At 71.1% G+C, this 14,924-nt stretch carries 16 protein-coding genes; 9 read left to right on the top strand and 7 right to left on the bottom strand.

From position 1 onward, the window contains the following. Positions 1-26 precede the first annotated feature (26 nt). Entirely contained in the window at positions 27-230 is a 204-nt protein-coding gene (locus FFT10_RS18600) for a zinc-finger domain-containing protein (RefSeq protein ID WP_137734359.1), read from the bottom strand. A gap of 4 nt (positions 231-234) precedes the next feature. Beyond that, positions 235-1,158 (bottom strand): branched-chain amino acid transaminase, encoded by a 924-nt coding sequence (locus FFT10_RS18595; protein WP_137734358.1) that lies wholly within the window; start codon positions 1,156-1,158, stop codon positions 235-237. A gap of 221 nt (positions 1,159-1,379) precedes the next feature. Between FFT10_RS18595 and FFT10_RS18590 the strand changes: the two genes are divergently transcribed. Continuing rightward, entirely contained in the window at positions 1,380-2,012 is a 633-nt protein-coding gene (locus FFT10_RS18590; RefSeq protein WP_137734357.1) for a PEP-CTERM sorting domain-containing protein, read from the top strand. A 19-nt stretch (positions 2,013-2,031) separates the two neighbouring features. On the opposite strand, the gene FFT10_RS18585 is transcribed toward FFT10_RS18590, so the two are convergent. Together FFT10_RS18585 and radA are read right to left on the bottom strand one after the other, a co-directional pair. Next, positions 2,032-2,415 carry a hypothetical protein gene (locus tag FFT10_RS18585; protein WP_137734356.1) on the bottom strand — a complete coding sequence of 128 codons (384 nt, stop codon included), beginning with the start codon at positions 2,413-2,415 and terminating at the stop codon, positions 2,032-2,034. Positions 2,416-2,448: 33 nt separating this feature from the next. After that, entirely contained in the window at positions 2,449-3,813 is a 1,365-nt protein-coding gene (radA, locus tag FFT10_RS18580) for a DNA repair protein RadA (RefSeq protein WP_137734355.1), read from the bottom strand. 69 nt (positions 3,814-3,882) lie between these two features. On the opposite strand from radA, the gene FFT10_RS18575 reads away from it, so the two are divergent. Further along, the gene (locus FFT10_RS18575) at positions 3,883-4,539 is read left to right on the top strand and encodes a PEP-CTERM sorting domain-containing protein (protein ID WP_228027175.1); all 657 of its coding nucleotides are present in this window, start codon (positions 3,883-3,885) and stop codon (positions 4,537-4,539) included. Here FFT10_RS18575 and alr read toward each other — a convergent pair whose 3' ends face one another. Then, a complete protein-coding gene (gene alr, locus FFT10_RS18570; RefSeq protein WP_137734354.1) occupies positions 4,540-5,634 on the bottom strand; it encodes an alanine racemase in 1,095 nt (364 codons plus the stop codon). Positions 5,635-5,869: 235 nt separating this feature from the next. On the opposite strand from alr, the gene lplT reads away from it, so the two are divergent. Beyond that, positions 5,870-7,147 (top strand): lysophospholipid transporter LplT, encoded by a 1,278-nt coding sequence (gene lplT / locus FFT10_RS18565; RefSeq protein WP_137734353.1) that lies wholly within the window; start codon positions 5,870-5,872, stop codon positions 7,145-7,147. Next, positions 7,144-8,052 (top strand): DMT family transporter, encoded by a 909-nt coding sequence (locus FFT10_RS18560; protein WP_228027174.1) that lies wholly within the window; start codon positions 7,144-7,146, stop codon positions 8,050-8,052. The genes lplT and FFT10_RS18560 overlap by 4 nt, the downstream gene beginning before the upstream one ends. A 7-nt stretch (positions 8,053-8,059) precedes the next feature. Here the strand turns inward: FFT10_RS18560 and FFT10_RS18555 are convergent, their stop codons facing one another. After that, positions 8,060-9,010 (bottom strand): response regulator, encoded by a 951-nt coding sequence (locus tag FFT10_RS18555; RefSeq protein ID WP_137734352.1) that lies wholly within the window; start codon positions 9,008-9,010, stop codon positions 8,060-8,062. 135 nt (positions 9,011-9,145) lie between these two features. Here FFT10_RS18555 and FFT10_RS18550 point away from each other — a divergent pair, with 135 nt between their 5' ends. The 4 genes from FFT10_RS18550 (at position 9,146) to FFT10_RS18535 (ending at position 11,692) form a co-directional block, all read left to right on the top strand. Further along, positions 9,146-9,637 carry a glutathione peroxidase gene (locus FFT10_RS18550; protein WP_137734351.1) on the top strand — a complete coding sequence of 164 codons (492 nt, stop codon included), beginning with the start codon at positions 9,146-9,148 and terminating at the stop codon, positions 9,635-9,637. Between the two features lie 40 nt (positions 9,638-9,677). Further along, entirely contained in the window at positions 9,678-10,874 is a 1,197-nt protein-coding gene (locus FFT10_RS18545) for an amino acid aminotransferase (RefSeq protein ID WP_137734350.1), read from the top strand. Positions 10,875-11,006: 132 nt separating this feature from the next. Continuing rightward, complete coding sequence (locus FFT10_RS18540; protein ID WP_137734349.1) at positions 11,007-11,417, top strand: hypothetical protein; 411 nt, start codon at positions 11,007-11,009, stop codon at positions 11,415-11,417. A gap of 11 nt (positions 11,418-11,428) precedes the next feature. Continuing rightward, a complete protein-coding gene (locus tag FFT10_RS18535) occupies positions 11,429-11,692 on the top strand; it encodes a DUF2789 domain-containing protein (RefSeq protein WP_137734348.1) in 264 nt (87 codons plus the stop codon). A 24-nt stretch (positions 11,693-11,716) separates the two neighbouring features. On the opposite strand, the gene FFT10_RS18530 is transcribed toward FFT10_RS18535, so the two are convergent. Next, positions 11,717-13,171 (bottom strand): aldehyde dehydrogenase family protein, encoded by a 1,455-nt coding sequence (locus FFT10_RS18530; protein WP_137734347.1) that lies wholly within the window; start codon positions 13,169-13,171, stop codon positions 11,717-11,719. A gap of 64 nt (positions 13,172-13,235) precedes the next feature. Between FFT10_RS18530 and FFT10_RS18525 the strand changes: the two genes are divergently transcribed. After that, positions 13,236-14,924 carry an FAD-dependent monooxygenase gene (locus FFT10_RS18525; protein ID WP_137734346.1) on the top strand — a complete coding sequence of 563 codons (1,689 nt, stop codon included), beginning with the start codon at positions 13,236-13,238 and terminating at the stop codon, positions 14,922-14,924.

Genomic DNA, 14,924 nt, shown 5'->3' with positions numbered 1-14,924 from the left:
GGCCACGGGCCGTCGGGCGGCTGCCGTCAGTGTGCGTGCAGCTGCTCGCCGGCCTTGAGGCGGTAGACGGTGCCGCAGTAGGGGCACTTGCCCTCGCCGGTGGTGGCCACGTCGATGAACACCTTGGGGTGGGTGCTCCAGAGGGCCATCTTCGGGTTCGGGCAGGCCACCACACCGGGGCCCTGCACATCCTGGGCGGTCACTTCGACCACGGCGACGGGTTGGGTCATGGCGTCAGACCTTGGTGAGCCATTCGGCGTACTTGGGGTTGCGGCCGTTGACGATGTCGAAGAAGGCCGCCTGGATCTTCTCGGTGATCGGCCCGCGGCTGCCGCGGCCGAGTTCGATGCGGTCGAGCTCGCGGATCGGCGTGACTTCGGCGGCGGTGCCGGTGAAGAAGGCCTCGTCGCAGATGTAGACCTCGTCGCGGGTGATGCGCTTTTCCTTCAGCGTCAGACCCAGGTCGTTGCAGATGTTGAAGATGGTGTCGCGGGTGATGCCGTTGAGCGCACCGGCGGACAGGTCGGGCGTGTAGACCACGCCCTTCTTGATGATGAACAGGTTCTCGCCCGCGCCTTCGCTGACGAAGCCGGCCGAGTCCAGCAGCAGGGCCTCGTCGTAGCCCTCATCCGTGGCTTCCATGTTGGCCAGGATGCTGTTGGTGTAGTTGCTCACCGCCTTGGCCTGGGTCATCGTGATGTTGACGTGGTGGCGGGTGTAGCTGCTGGTCTTGACGCGGATGCCGCGGGCCAGGCCTTCCTCGCCCAGGTAGGCGCCCCAAGGCCAGGCCGCCACCATCAGGTGGATGGTGTTGCCCTTGGGGCTGACGCCCAGCTTCTGGTCACCGATCCACACCAGCGGGCGCAGGTAGCAGCTCTCGAGCTTGTTCTCGCGCACCACGTCGAGCTGGGCCTGCATCACCTGCTCGGGCGTGAACGGGATCTTCATGCGCAGGATCTTGGCGCTGTTGAACAGGCGCTCGGTGTGTTCCTGCAGGCGGAAGATGGCCGTGCCCTGGGCGGTGTTGTAGGCCCGCACGCCCTCGAAGGCGCCACAGCCGTAGTGCAGGGTGTGGCTGAGCACATGGATCTTGGCGTCGCGCCAGTCGACCATCTGCCCGTCCATCCAGATCTTGCCGTCGCGGTCGGACATGGACATCGGAATTCCTCATTGGATGCAGAGCGGCGATTCTATGCGGCGGTCCACCGCCGGCACCCCGTGTGACGGGCTTCACGCCCGGTGCAGGAAGCGATCGTTTTTGCCACTTTTGCACGCCCGGACCCCCCGCAGCTCCGGGGGTGGCGGGCCTCGCAAGCGGGCCGCGGTCGGTCACAGTCCGGTCCATCCCGGAGCGACCACTCCAGCCAAAGAACCCGACCATGCACACCACCGCCAAGACCTTCGCCCGCACCCTGGCCATCGCCACCCTGGCTGCCGCCAGCCTCACCGCCCACGCCGGCAAGCCGGCCAACCCGGGCAAGGGGCATGGCGTGGGCCATGGCGGCAGCAACGTCACGCTGGGCGCCTGCCAGCTGACCGACCTGTCGGTGGCCGCCACGGCCTGCGCCGGCTATGTCGGCGGCAACGACAGCGCGGGCGAGCTGGCCGCGCTGGTCGGCGGCACCAGCTGGCAGGGCCTGTCACTGGCCTCGCTGACGGCATACAAGGACAGCAACATCGGCAGCGGCTCCACGGTGGCCGTCTTCGATGCCGCGCGCACCACGCTCGACGAATCGCGCGGCACGCTGAGCTTCCTGCAACACATCGGCGGCCCGTTCATCATCACCCTGAAGGGAGGCAACGAAGTGGCGGCCTATCTGATGGGCCCGGGCGTCACCGCCGGCACGGTGATCAACTTCGACATTCCCGACGTCCAGAGCGCAGGCCTGTCGCACGCCACGGTGTGGGCCGCTGCCAGCGACATTGCCGCGCCAGTGCCCGAGCCCGAGACCTACGCCCTGATGCTGGTCGGCCTGGCCGCCGTGGGCTTCGTCGCCCGCCGCCGCGCCTGAGACCGGAGGCCGGCCACGCTCAGGCCGGCTCGGGCGGCCGCGCGAACGACCACCGCACGCAGCGGCCCTTGACCAGTTCCACCGTCACCGATGCGCCGGAAGCGTCGGTCCAGCGAAAGGTTTCCGGGTCGTCGGCCAGCTTCTCGCCCAGGCTGCGGGTGAGCAGGATGATGTCCATCAGCCGGTGGCCCTTCTTCAGGTGGGCCTGCAGCATCACCGCGCTGGCCACATGGCCCACCGGCGCGCCACCGGCCACGCGCATGGCCCGCAGCGCGCGGGTGAACTGCAGCAGCAGCCAGAAGACGATGACCGACAACGCCAGCAGCACCCCCTGCCAGCCCCACTGCACCCAGCCCAGCGCCACGCCGACCACCGCCAGCGCCCAACCCAGTCTTGCGTCCATGCCTGTCCTGCCTGTGTGTGATCCGGCGCGGGACTAGAGCCCGCGCACCACCTCGATCGCTTCCTCGATGCGCTCGACCGCATGCACCGTGAGGCCTTCGATCGGCTTCTTGGGTGCATTGGCGCGCGGCACCAGGGCGATGGAAAAACCCAGCTTGGCAGCTTCCTTCAGCCGCTCCTGCCCGCGCGGGGCCGGCCGCACCTCGCCGGCCAGGCCCACCTCGCCGAAGGCGAAGAAGCCGCTGGGCAGCGCCTTGCCGCGCAAGGATCCCTGGATGGCCAGCAGCACCGCCAGGTCGGCCGCCGGCTCGGAAATGCGCACGCCGCCGACCGCATTGACGAACACGTCCTGGTCGCCGCACTGCACGCCGGCGTGGCGGTGCAGCACCGCCAGCAGCATGGCGAGGCGGTCGCGCTCCAGGCCGACCGACAGCCGCCGCGGGCTGGGCCCGCCACTGTCGACCAGCGCCTGGATCTCCACCAGCAGCGGCCGCGTGCCCTCCAGCGTGACCAGCACGCAGCTGCCCGGCACCGGCGCGCCGTGGGTGGACAGGAAGATCGCGCTGGGGTTGCTGACACCCTTGAGCCCGCGCTCGGTCATCGCGAACACGCCGATCTCGTTGACCGCGCCGAAGCGGTTCTTGATCGCCCGCACCAGCCGGTAGCTGCTGTGGGTGTCGCCCTCGAAATACAGCACCGTGTCGACGATGTGCTCCAGCACCCGCGGGCCGGCCAGCGCGCCTTCCTTGGTGACATGGCCGACCAGCACGATGGCGCAGCCGCTGGCCTTGGCGGTGCGGGTGAGCTGCGCCGCGCATTCGCGCACCTGGGCCACGCTGCCGGGGGCGCTGGTGAGCTGGTCGCTGTAGACGGTCTGGATCGAGTCGATCACGCAGAAGGCCGGTGATTCAACCGCCAGCGCCGCCTGGATCTTCTCCAGCTGGATCTCGGCCAGCACCCGCAGCTGGGTGCCGGCCAGGCCGAGGCGGCGGGCCCGAAGTGCCACCTGGGCACCGCTTTCCTCACCGGTGACATACAGCACCTTGACCTGTGAACTCAGGGTTTCGGCCGCCTGCAGCAGCAGCGTGCTCTTGCCGATGCCGGGGTCGCCGCCGATCAGCACCACGCCGCCTTCGACGATGCCGCCGCCCAGCACCCGGTCCAGCTCGGGCTGGCCGGTGGGCGTGCGCTCGACGTCGGCCGCCTCGATCTCCGACAGCGTGGTCACCGCCTGGGTCTTGGCCAGGCTCTGGTAGCGGTGGCGGGCGGCACCGCTGGCCTCGGCGACGGTCTCCTCCAGGGTGTTCCATTCGCCGCAGCCGGGGCACTTGCCCAGCCACTTGGCGCTGCTGGCGCCGCAGGCGTTGCAGGTGTACTGGGTCTTGTCCTTGGTGGCCATGGCGCGTATTGTCGCCATCGCGCCAGGTCCAGCCCCGGCGAAGCACCACAAGGACGCGAGGAGACACCGATGCGCCGCACCCTCACAGCCACCGCACTGGCCTGCCTGGCCCTGGGTGCGGATGCCGGCCTGCCCACCCTCACGCTGACTGCGCAATCGCCCACCACCATCATGGCCGGCGGCACGGTCGACTTCCGGCTGGATTTCTTCCAGATCCAGGAGGGCTGGAGCTTCGACAACGGCGATGGCGAGCCATCACCGGACATCGGCTTCCAGCGCTGGCAATCAGCCTACCGCGAAGCCTGGAACGACCGGCTGACCGATCTGGACCTGCAACTGCTGGTGGGCGGCAGGCCGGTGCAGCAGCGCAACACCCAACCCGACGCCGCGCCACGCACCGACTACACCACCAGCTGGCAGGTGACCCTGCGCTTCGACCAGCCTGGCCTGCACACCGTGACGGCCGCCGCCCTGGTCACGCAGGCCAAGGATCTGTACCGCGCCGTCACGGTGGGCACGCGCGAATGCGTGGGCTTCGACAATTCGGTGCAGTGCACGCTGTGGGATTTCCGGGACGAGGTGCTGGACGATCTGGCCTGGACCGAGACGACACCGGCCGTCAGCGCCAGCCTGCAGGTGCAGGCCGTGCCCGAGCCGGCCACCACCGCACTGTGGCTGGCCGGCCTGGCCGGCCTGGCGCTGCGGGCCCGGCGCCGCGCAGGCTGATCAGGCCACCGCGACCGGCACCCGCCGTGCCAGCGCGCACATCAGCTCGTAGCCGATGGTGCCGGCGGCGGCGGCCGGCTCGTCGATCGGCAGCACGGCACCGCCCGGGCCGCGGCCCCACAGCGTGACCTCGCTGCCGATGCCGGCGGCCGGCACCGGCGTCAGGTCGACGGTGAGCATGTCCATCGACACCCGGCCCACGGTGCGGCAGCGCACGCCGTCCACCAGCACCGGCGTGCCGGTGGGGCACAGGCGCGGGTAACCGTCGGCATAGCCGCAGGCGACGACGCCGATGCGCATGGCCTGCGGCGCGGTGAAGCTGCTGCCATAGCCCACGGTGTCACCGGGCTGCAGATCCTGCAGGCCGATGATCTGGCTGCGCAGCGTCATCGCCGGCTGCAGCTGCCAGTGGTCGATGCCGTGCTGCGGAACGTCGGGCGCGCTGCCGTAGCAGAGGATGCCGGCGCGCACCCAGTCGCTGGCCACGCCGCCGGGGCCCATGTGGCGCAGCACCGCAGCGCTGTTGCTGATGCTGCGCTCGCCCGGCAAATCCTGCGTGGCGGCCTGGAAGGCAGCCACCTGGTGGGCGATGCCGCGCGGGCCGTCGGCATCGCTGAAGTGCGTCATCAGCGAGATCTCGTCGACCTGCGGCAGCGCATTCAGCCGCGCCCAGGCCTGGCGGAAGGCCGCCGGCGTGAAGCCCAGGCGGTTCATGCCGCTGTTCATCTTGAGGAACACCCGGTGCGGCGCATGGGTCTTGTGGCGGGCCAGCCAGTCGATCTGCTGCTCACAGTGCACCGCATGCCACAGGCTCAGGCGCGAGCACAGCTCCAGGTCGCGCGGCTCGAACACGCCTTCGAGCAGCAGGATCGGGCCGCGCCAGTCCAGCGCGCGCAGGCGTTCGGCCTCGGCCAGATCGAGCAGGGCGAAGCCGTCGGCGCCGCGCAGGCCGGCAAAAGCCCGCTCGATGCCGTGGCCGTAGGCGTCGGCCTTGACCACCGCCCACACCCTGGCATCCGGCGCATGGGCGCGGGCACGCGCCAGGTTGTGGGCCAGGGCATCGGGGTGGATCAGGGCTTCGATCGGGCGGGGCACGGTGGACTCAAGCGTGGTCGGCGGGAGCGCCGGAGGTGAATCGGCAATTCTGACAGCGCGGGCAGACGTCACGGGGAGCCTGGCAAGGTGCGTGCTATAACCGCGCCGCGTCCGGGCATCGCCACCCGGACGGCATGCATGGTGCCGTCAGCCTGGCCCCCTTGCGTACCGATCGGAGACAACGGTGGGGTGCCCCCCTCGCCGGTAGCACAGCCAGCAGCGGGCCGGAAAGCGGATGAAAAAAGGCTTCTACACCATCATGGCGGCGCAGTTCTTCAGCTCGCTGGCTGACAACGCGCTGCTGGTGGCTGCCATCGAACTGCTGAAGTCGTCGAACGCGCCGTCCTGGCAGGTGCCGGCGCTGGCGCCGATGTTCGCGCTGTTCTATGTGCTGTTGGCGCCCTTCGTCGGCGCCTTTGCCGACGCCGTGCCCAAGGGCCGCGTCATGTTCATCAGCAACAGCATCAAAGTGCTGGGCTGCCTGATGATGCTGTTCGGCAGCCACCCGCTGCTGGCCTATGCAGTGGTGGGGCTGGGGGCGGCGGCCTACTCGCCGGCCAAGTACGGCATCCTCACCGAGCTGCTGCCACCGTCGCAACTGGTCAAGGCCAATGGCTGGATCGAGGGCCTGACCATCGGCTCCATCATCCTGGGCATCCTGCTGGGCGGCCAGCTGATCGGCCCGCGCCTGTCGGGCCTGCTGCTGGGCTTCGACTTCCCCGGCATCGATTTCGGGGTCGACACACCGCCCGAAGCGGCCATTGCCGCCATGGTGCTGGTCTACATGCTGGCCGCCGTCATCAATCTCTACATCCCGCGCACCGAGGCGCCGCTGCGGCCGCTGGCGGCCAACCCGGCCGAACTGGTGCGCGACTTCGCCGACTGCAATTCACGCCTGTGGTCGGACAAGCTGGGCCAGATCTCGCTGGCCACCACCACCCTGCTGTGGGGCGTGTTCGGCAACCTGCGGGTGATCGTCTTCGCCTGGGCCGCCGCGGCGCTGGGCTACAGCACCATGCAGGCCTCCAACCTGGCCGGGGTGGTGATCCTGGGCTCGGTGATCGGCGCGGTGATCGCCTCGTCCACCCTGAAGCTCGACCGCGCGGTGGGCGTGCTGCCGCTGGGCATCGCGGTGGGCTTCCTGATGATCGGGCTGAACTTCCTCACCAACATCTGGACGGCGGTGCCCTTCCTGGTCGTCATGGGCGCGGTGTGCGGCTACCTGGTGGTGCCGATGAACGCGCTGCTGCAGCACCGCGGCCACAACCTGATGGGCGCGGGCCGGTCGATCGCAGTGCAGAACTTCAACGAACAGGCCTGCATCCTGGCGCTGGGTGCGCTGTACGTCGGCATGGTCAAGCTGGGGCTGTCGGCCTTCAGTGCCATCGCGGTGCTGGGCACCAGCGTGGCGGTGGTGATGTGGCTGATCCGCCGCTGGCACCAGCGCAACTGCATCGACCACAGCGACGAGGTCGAGCGCCTCCTCGCCATCGCCCGGACCGACAAGCATTGACCGGCGCCGCCGTCCAGGGCACCGCCCGCTGGCTGGCGGTGGGCGGCCTGGTGTTCAACGCCTTCACCTGGGGCGTCAGCTGGTGGCCGTTCCGCCAGCTGGGCGCCCAGGGGCTGCACCCGCTGTGGCTGACCGGCTGCATCTACAGCATCGCCGTGGTGGTGCTGCTGCTGGCGCGACCGGCGGCAGCCGGGCAGCTGCTGCGCACGCGCACGCTGTGGTGGCTGGTGCTGGCCGCCGGCGGCACCAACGCCTGCTTCAACTGGGCGGTGAGCATCGGCGACGTGGTGCGGGTGGTGCTGCTGTTCTACCTGATGCCGTTGTGGACGGTGCTGCTGTCGTGGGCGCTGCTGGGCGAGCGCATCAGCGCCCGCGGCGCGCTGCGGGTGGCGCTGGCACTGGCCGGCGCGCTGGTGGTGCTGTGGCCGGCTGGCGCGGCAGGCACGGCGCCGGTGGCCGGCACCGTGCCCGGGCTGCTGCCCGATGTGCTGGGGCTGCTGGGCGGCTTCTGCTTTGCGCTGAACAACGTGCTGCTGCGGCGCGAGGCGCACCAGCCCGAATCGGCCCGGGCGCTGGCGATGTTTGCCGGCGGTGCGGTGGTGTCCCTGGTGCTGGCCGCCTGGCTGACGGCCAGCGGCAGCGCGCAGCCGCCGCCACCGCTGGCCTGGGGCTGGGCGCTGGCGGCACTGGGCCTGGCGGCCTGGTTCCTGGCGTCGAACCTGACACTGCAGTACGGCGCGGCCCGGCTGCCGGCCAACACCACCTCGGTGGTGATGCTCAGCGAGGTGTTCTTCGCCAGCGCATCCGCCCTGGCGCTGGGCGCCGGCATGCTGGGCTGGCGCGAGGCGGTGGGTGCGCTGATGATCCTGGGCGGTGCGCTGCTGGCCACGGTGCAGCGCGACTGACGCGCTGCTACGGGCGCTGGCCGGGCTGCCGCGCACCGGCGCCGGTGGCGCCCGGCGGCCGGTACAGGCCCTGGCGGCCCAGCAGCTGGTCGAGCGCGGGCAGGTCCAGCGGCTTGCCGAGGTAGGCCTCGGCGCCGGCCAGCGTGCCACGCACCTGGTCGACCGGATCATGGAAGGCCGAGACCATCACCACCATCGGCGCCCGGCCGCCGGGATGGCGCAGCCGGTAGCGGATCTGGTGGCACAGCGTCAGACCGTCGGTGCGGCTGTGCGGGCCCAGGTCGACATCCAGGAACACCAGGCCGTAGACATGGTGGGTGAGCAGGTCGAGCGCACGCTCGCTGTGGCGGGCCAGGTCGGCCTCGACGCCATAGGCCAGCAGCTGGCGCTTGAGGAAGTGCAGCGCCACCTCGCTGTCGTCGACCAGCAGGGCGCGTGGCGTGACCAGCGGCCGGCGCAGCGCCTCCAGCTCGCGGCGGCGGGCCTCGCGCGGATCCAGCTGGGCCGGATGGCGGCGCGGCGGCGGGGCGTCGTCGTCGGCGCGGCGGGTGGGCAGGCCCGGCAGTTCCAGCGTGCCGATGGTGCGCAGCGCACCCTGGCCCAGGCTGCTGGGCAGCGGCAGCGGCAGCGGCTGCGAGGCCGGGTTGTCACGCTGGGCCATCAGCGCGTCCAGCTCGCGCAGCACCTGGGTCTGGTCGATCGGTCGCATCATCCAGGCGCCGGCCTCGGGCGGGGCCAGGGCACCGATGAACAGCGCGTCCTGCACGCGGCCCAGGGTCTGCAGCAGTTCCAGCACACCGGGCTCGTCGGCGTCGGCGATCACCAGGTCGGCCAGGTCGGCGTTGAGCACATGGGCATAGCGCGGCAGGCTGCGGCCACTGAGCTGGAAATACGACGCCAGCGCCTTGCGGTCGAAGGCGCTGAAACCGAGGATGGCGACCGGGATCGGGACGGGCATGGCCGGACGGAGGGAGCAGGTGCCGCAGTATGGCCCGGTCGCCAGCGGGGCGCCAGCACCGCTGGCGACCCGGCGGGCAAAACCCGGGGATACGATGAGGAGTTCGCCACTGCCTGCCACGCGCTGCACACCGCCATGCCCGCCACCACCCTTCCCGATCTCACGCTGCAGGACATCACCGGCCAAACCGTGCGCCTGGCCGACCATGCCGGGCAGGTGCTGCTGATCGTCAACACCGCCAGTGCCTGCGGCTTCACGCCGCAGTTCGCCGGGCTGGAGACGCTGTGGACCACCTACCGCGACCGCGGCCTGGTGGTGCTGGGTTTTCCCAGCAACGAGTTCGGCGGCCAGGACCCGGGCAGCAACGACCAGATCGCCAGCTTCTGCCAGCTGAACTACGGCGTCAGCTTCCCGATGATGGCCAAGACCCAGGTCAACGGCGGCGACGCCCACCCGCTGTTCGCCTGGCTGAAGGACGAGGCGCCCGGCCTGCTGGGCAGCAAGGGCATCAAGTGGAACTTCACCAAGTTCCTGGTCGGCCGCGACGGCCGGGTGATCAAGCGCTACGCGCCGCAGGATGCGCCGGCCAAGCTGGCCAGCGACATCGAACAAGCCCTGGCCAGCTGACGCGCCCGGGATAATCGGCGGCTTCATTCAGGAGCCCCCGATGTTCGAGCACATCCAGCCCTACGCGGGCGATCCGATCTTCGCCCTGGTCGACGCCTTCCATGCCGATGCCCGGCCGCAGAAGGTGAATCTGTCGATCGGCATCTACTTCGACGAACAGGGCCGCCTGCCGGTGCTGCCCAGCGTGCAGCAGGCCGAGGCCCGCATCCTGGCCGCCGGCGGCGCCAAGCCCTACCTGCCGATGGAGGGCGACGCCGCCTGCCGCGCCGAAGTGGCCAAGCTGCTGCTGGGCGGCGGCCACCCGGCCATCACCGAAGGCCGCGTGGCCACCATCCAGACGGTGGGCAGCTCGGGCGGGCTGAAGGTGGGCGCCGACTTCCTCAAGACCTGGCTGCCCGAGGCCGGCGTCTGGGTCAGCGATCCGACCTGGGACAACCACCGCTCGATGTTCGAGGGCAGCGGCTTCCGGGTGGAAACCTACCCGTACTACGACGCGGCCACCGGCGGCGTGCGCTTCGATGCGATGCTCGACACCCTGCGCGGCCTGCCGGCACGCAGCATCGTGCTGCTGCATGCCTGCTGCCACAACCCCACCGGCGTCGACCTGAGCCCGGCGCAGTGGGACGCGCTGATCCCGGTGCTGCGCGAGCGCCAGCTGCTGCCCTACCTGGACCTGGCCTACCAGGGCTTCGGCGACGGCATCGACGAGGATGCCTATGCGGTGCGGGCGCTGGCGGCGGCCGGCCTCACCTACTTCGTCGCCAACTCGTTCTCCAAGAGCATGAGCGTCTACGGCGAGCGCTGCGGCGCGCTGAGCGCGGTGTGCGCGACGAAGGCCGAAGCCGACCTGGTGCTGGGCCAGCTGCGCTTCACCGTGCGGCGCATCTATTCCAGCCCGGGCATCCATGCGGCCAAGATCGTCGCCCATGTGCTGGGCGATGCCGACCTGCGCGCGCTGTGGCAGGCCGAGCTGGCAGCCATGCGCGAGCGCATCGCCGCGATGCGGGTGGCGCTGCATGCACGCCTGACCACGCTGGCACCGGGGCGCGACTTCGGCTACTTCCTCAGCCAGCGCGGCATGTTCAGCTACACCGGCCTGAGCGCTGCCCAGGTCGACCAGCTGCGCGAGCAGCATGCGGTCTACCTGATCCGCTCGGGCCGCATCTGCGTGGCCGGGCTGAACACCGGCAACGTCGACCGCACGGCCGAGGCCATGGCCGCGGTGCTGCGCGGCTGAGAAGTTGTGTGAGAACCCAGCCGGGCTGCCGTCCTACAACCGGCAGCCGCCGCGGCTGACGCTGGCGGCGGCTGCCGGGCAGCACCATGGCGCCAGAGCACCGGCACACCCGCCGCGCACCTGGAGCCCACCATGCCACACCTCCGCCTGAACACCCTGCTGCCGGCGCTGCTGCTGGCACTGGCCACCAGCGCAGCCCTGGCGCTGCCGCGCGACAGCCAGGCCGATGCCACCTACCGGCAAGACCGCGCCGCCTGCCTGGCGGGGCGCAGCGCCCAGGACCGCCACACCTGCCTGAAGGAAGCCGGCGCCGCACGCGCCGAGACCCGCCGCCACAGCCTGGACAACGGCGAAGGCCCGGAGCAGCTGCGCGCCAACGCGCTGCGCCGCTGCCAGCGGGTGCTGGAGGCCGACCGCACGGCCTGCGAGCGCATGGCGCTGGGCGAGGGCACACGCAGCGGCTCGGTGGCCGAAGGCGGCGTGCTGACCCAGATCACCACGACAGTGCCCGCCGTGCCGCCGGCACCGGCCGCGTCACGCTGAGCAGCACGCCGATGGACACCACCCGCCACGACCTGCCCGAGCTGTTTGCCCAGCTGGGGCTGCAGAACACGCCGGAAGCGATCCGCACCTTCATCCAGCACCACCGCCCGTTGGACGGCAACATCCTGCTGCGCGACGCGCCGTTCTGGAGCCCGGCCCAGGCGGCGCTGATCCGCGAAAGCTTCGGCCAGGACAGCGACTGGGCGCTGGTGGTCGACGAGCTGAACACCCAGCTGCGCGCCCACCCCGACCCCGCCGACCTGCCGCAGGGCTGACCCGGCGGCAGAGGCCGGCCCGCCTCAGTCGTGCTTGATGGCCACGGTCTTCAACGACGAGAAGCCGTACAGCGCCTCGAAGCCCTTCTCGCGGCCGTGGCCCGAGTGCTTGACGCCGCCGAACGGCAGCTCGATGCCACCACCCGCGCCGTAGTTGTTGATGAACACCTGGCCGCAATGCAGCTTGCGCGCCATGCGCAGCTGGCGGCCGCCGTCGCGCGTCCACACGCCGGCCACCAGGCCGTAGTTGGTGCCGTTGGCGATGGCCAGCGCCTCGGCCTCGCCGTCGAACGGGATCATCACCTGCACCGGGCCGAAGATCTCCTCCTGCGCCAGCCGGTGATCGGCCGTGGCCGGCGCCAGCAGCGTGGGCGGCACGTAGCAGCCGCCGGCGGGCAGGTTGGCCGGCAGCGTGGCCTGGGCGGCCACCTGCAGGCCGGTGTCGCGGGCGATGGCCAGGAAACCCTGCACGATCTCGCGCTGGCGCGGCGAGATCACCGGGCCCACGTCCAGGTCGTCCATCGCCGGGCCCACGCGCAGCGCGGCGTAGCGCTCGGCCATGCGGCGCCGCACCTCGTCAAACACCGGTCGCTCCACCAGGATGCGGCTGGCCGCCGAGCAGGTCTGGCCGCAGTTCTGGATGCCGGCGTTGACCAGGAAGGGCAGGGCCGCGTCCAGGTCGGCATCGGCGAAGACGATCTGCGGGCTCTTGCCACCCAGCTCCAGCGTGACGGGGATGGTGTTCTGCGCCGCCGCCGTCTGGATCAGCTGGCCCACCGCCACCGAGCCGGTGAACGACAGGTGGGCCACGCCGCGGTGGCTGGACAGCGCGGCGCCGGCCTCCTCGCCCAGGCCGGGCACGATGGCCAGCGCGCCCGCCGGCAGCCCCGCTTCCAGCGCGATGTGGCCGAAGGCCAGCGCAGTGAGGCAGGCCTCCTCGGCGGGCTTGAGCACGCAGGCATTGCCCATGGCCAGCGCCGCGCCCACGCTGCGGCCGATGATCTGCATCGGGTAGTTCCAGGGCACGATGTGGCCGGTGACGCCGTGCGGCTCGCGCAGCGTCAGCGCGGTGTAGCCGTTGGCGAACGGGATGGTCTCGCCATGCACCTTGTCGGCCGCGCCGCCGTAGAACTCCAGGTAGCGGGCCATGGCCACCGCATCGGCGCGGCCCTGCTTGACCGGCTTGCCGACGTCCAGCGCCTCCAGGCGGGCCAGCTCGTCGGCGCGCTGCAGCGTCAGCGCGCTCATCTTCAGCAGGATGCGGCCGCGCTCGGCGGCAGTCAGCTGGCCCCAGGGGCCGGTGAGCGCGGCCTGGGCGGCGGCCACGGCGGCGTCCACGTCGGCGGCGTTGCCGCGGGCAATCTGCGCGAGCAGGCTGCCGTCGCTGGGGTTCAGCAGCGGCAGGGTCTCGCCACTGGCGCAGGCGCGCCAGTGGCCGTTGATCAGGACCTGGGTGGTGTCGAAGCCGACGGTGGACATGGGGTGCTCCTGGAGAGAAGCCCGATTATCGGCAGCGCACCGCTGCAGGCACACTGGCAGCGCCATGCACCAGCCCAGCACCACGCCACGCCCGTCGCTGTACCACCGCTACCAGGTGCACGCACCCTGGCTGCCGTCGGCCCACCCGCCGCAGCCGCGGCACCGGGTGGTGATTGCCGGTGCCGGCCCGGCCGGCCTGGTGACAGCGCTGGAGCTGGCCCGCCACGGCGTGCCCAGCGTGGTGCTGAATGCCGAGCTGCAGGTGTCGGCCGGCAGCCGGGCCATCGTCTTCACCCGGCGCACGCTGGAGATCCTGCAGCAGGTGGGCGTGGCCGGCCGGTTGATGGCGCAGGGCCTGCCCTGGCGCTGCGGCAACTCGTTCTACCGCGGCCAGCGGGTGTTCCGCATGGAGGCGCCGCATGACGACGACGACCGCTTCGGCCCGATGCTCAACATCCAGCAGCAGTTCCTGGAAGAGGCCCTGATCGACGCCTGCGCCGCCACCGGCCTGGTCGACCTGCGCTGGGGCAACCTGCTGACGCAGGTGGACCAGCAGCCCGACCATGCCTGTCTGACCATCGACACGCCGGAAGGCCCGTACACCCTGCAGGCGGATTGGCTGGTGGCCGCCGACGGCGGCCGCTCGGCCATCCGCAGCCAGCTGGGCTTGAAGATGGAGGGCGCGTCGTTCGAGAGCCTGTTCGTCATCGCCGACATCCGCATCGACCTGCCCTACCCCACCGAGCGGCTGGCCTTCTTCGACCCCGACTGGAACCGCGGCAACACCATCCTGATGCACCGCGAGCCGCATGGCATCTGGCGGGTGGACTACCAGCTGCCGCCGGGCGAGACGCCGGAACAGGCGCTGCAGCCTGACTCGATGCGCACCCGCATCGACGCCCAGCTGGCGATGATCGGCCACGCGGGCACGCCCTGGGAGATGGACTGGTGCTCGGTGTACGCGGCACGCACGCTGACGCTGCCCGACTACCGGGTGGGCCGCGTGCTGTTTGCCGGCGATGCGGCGCACCTGCTGCCGATCTTCGGCGTGCGCGGCGCCAACACCGCCTTCCAGGATGCGCAGGCCCTGGGCTGGCAGCTGGCCTGCGTGCTGCGCGGCACCGCCGGCCCGGCCCTGCTGGCAAGCTACAGCGCCGAGCGGGTGGGCGCGGCGCGCGAGATCATCCACGAGGCCGGCAAGAGCACCCGCTTCATGGCGCCGCCCAGCCGCGGCTTCCGGCTGCTGCGGGATGCGGTGCTGTCGCTGTCCTTGACGCAGGACTTCGTGCGGCCGCTGTACCACTGGCGCACCTCGCGCCCGCACGCCTACCTGCAGTCGGCGCTGAATTGCAGGGACGACGACGATTCTTGCTTCGATGGCGGCCCGGGCCACGGCGCACCGCCGCAGAACGTGCGGCTGGGCGACGACGACTTTCTGCTCGACCACATCGGCGCCGGCTTCCACCTGCTGGTGTTCACCACCGCCCCACTGCCGGCCGGCGTGCAGAAGGTCGTGCAGGCCGCCCGCCAGCAAGGCGTGCCGCTGCGGGTGCTGGCCATCGGCGCGGCCCAGCCGGTGGCCGGCGCCGATGCCCACCTGCCCGATGCCGCCGGCCGCGTGCGCCAGCGCTACGCCGTGCCTGCCGATGGCGCCGCCTACCTGCTGCGGCCTGACCAGCATGTGTGCGCCCGCTGGCTGCGGCTGGATGCCGACCGCCTGCAGGCGGCCCTGGCCACCGCCCTGCCCGCCTGA

Origin of the sequence: Pseudaquabacterium pictum (assembly GCF_005403045.1) — a bacterium.
GTDB lineage: Bacteria > Pseudomonadota > Gammaproteobacteria > Burkholderiales > Burkholderiaceae_C > Pseudaquabacterium > Pseudaquabacterium pictum.
This window is presented reverse-complemented; position numbering and strand designations above follow the sequence as displayed.

Excerpts from the sequence above, each read along its gene's own strand:
- lplT (WP_137734353.1), top strand. The coding sequence starts at position 5,870 with ATGAAAAAAGGCTTCTACACCATCATGGCGGCGCAGTTCTTCAGCTCG.
- FFT10_RS18595 (WP_137734358.1), bottom strand. The coding sequence starts at position 1,158 with ATGTCCATGTCCGACCGCGACGGCAAGATCTGGATGGACGGGCAGATG.
- FFT10_RS18530 (WP_137734347.1), bottom strand. The coding sequence starts at position 13,171 with ATGTCCACCGTCGGCTTCGACACCACCCAGGTCCTGATCAACGGCCAC.
- FFT10_RS18550 (WP_137734351.1), top strand. The coding sequence starts at position 9,146 with ATGCCCGCCACCACCCTTCCCGATCTCACGCTGCAGGACATCACCGGC.
- FFT10_RS18555 (WP_137734352.1), bottom strand. The coding sequence starts at position 9,010 with ATGCCCGTCCCGATCCCGGTCGCCATCCTCGGTTTCAGCGCCTTCGAC.
- FFT10_RS18575 (WP_228027175.1), top strand. The coding sequence starts at position 3,883 with ATGCGCCGCACCCTCACAGCCACCGCACTGGCCTGCCTGGCCCTGGGT.
- FFT10_RS18585 (WP_137734356.1), bottom strand. The coding sequence starts at position 2,415 with ATGGACGCAAGACTGGGTTGGGCGCTGGCGGTGGTCGGCGTGGCGCTG.
- FFT10_RS18540 (WP_137734349.1), top strand. The coding sequence starts at position 11,007 with ATGCCACACCTCCGCCTGAACACCCTGCTGCCGGCGCTGCTGCTGGCA.
- FFT10_RS18545 (WP_137734350.1), top strand. The coding sequence starts at position 9,678 with ATGTTCGAGCACATCCAGCCCTACGCGGGCGATCCGATCTTCGCCCTG.
- FFT10_RS18525 (WP_137734346.1), top strand. The coding sequence starts at position 13,236 with ATGCACCAGCCCAGCACCACGCCACGCCCGTCGCTGTACCACCGCTAC.
- FFT10_RS18600 (WP_137734359.1), bottom strand. The coding sequence starts at position 230 with ATGACCCAACCCGTCGCCGTGGTCGAAGTGACCGCCCAGGATGTGCAG.
- FFT10_RS18535 (WP_137734348.1), top strand. The coding sequence starts at position 11,429 with ATGGACACCACCCGCCACGACCTGCCCGAGCTGTTTGCCCAGCTGGGG.
- radA (WP_137734355.1), bottom strand. The coding sequence starts at position 3,813 with ATGGCCACCAAGGACAAGACCCAGTACACCTGCAACGCCTGCGGCGCC.
- FFT10_RS18590 (WP_137734357.1), top strand. The coding sequence starts at position 1,380 with ATGCACACCACCGCCAAGACCTTCGCCCGCACCCTGGCCATCGCCACC.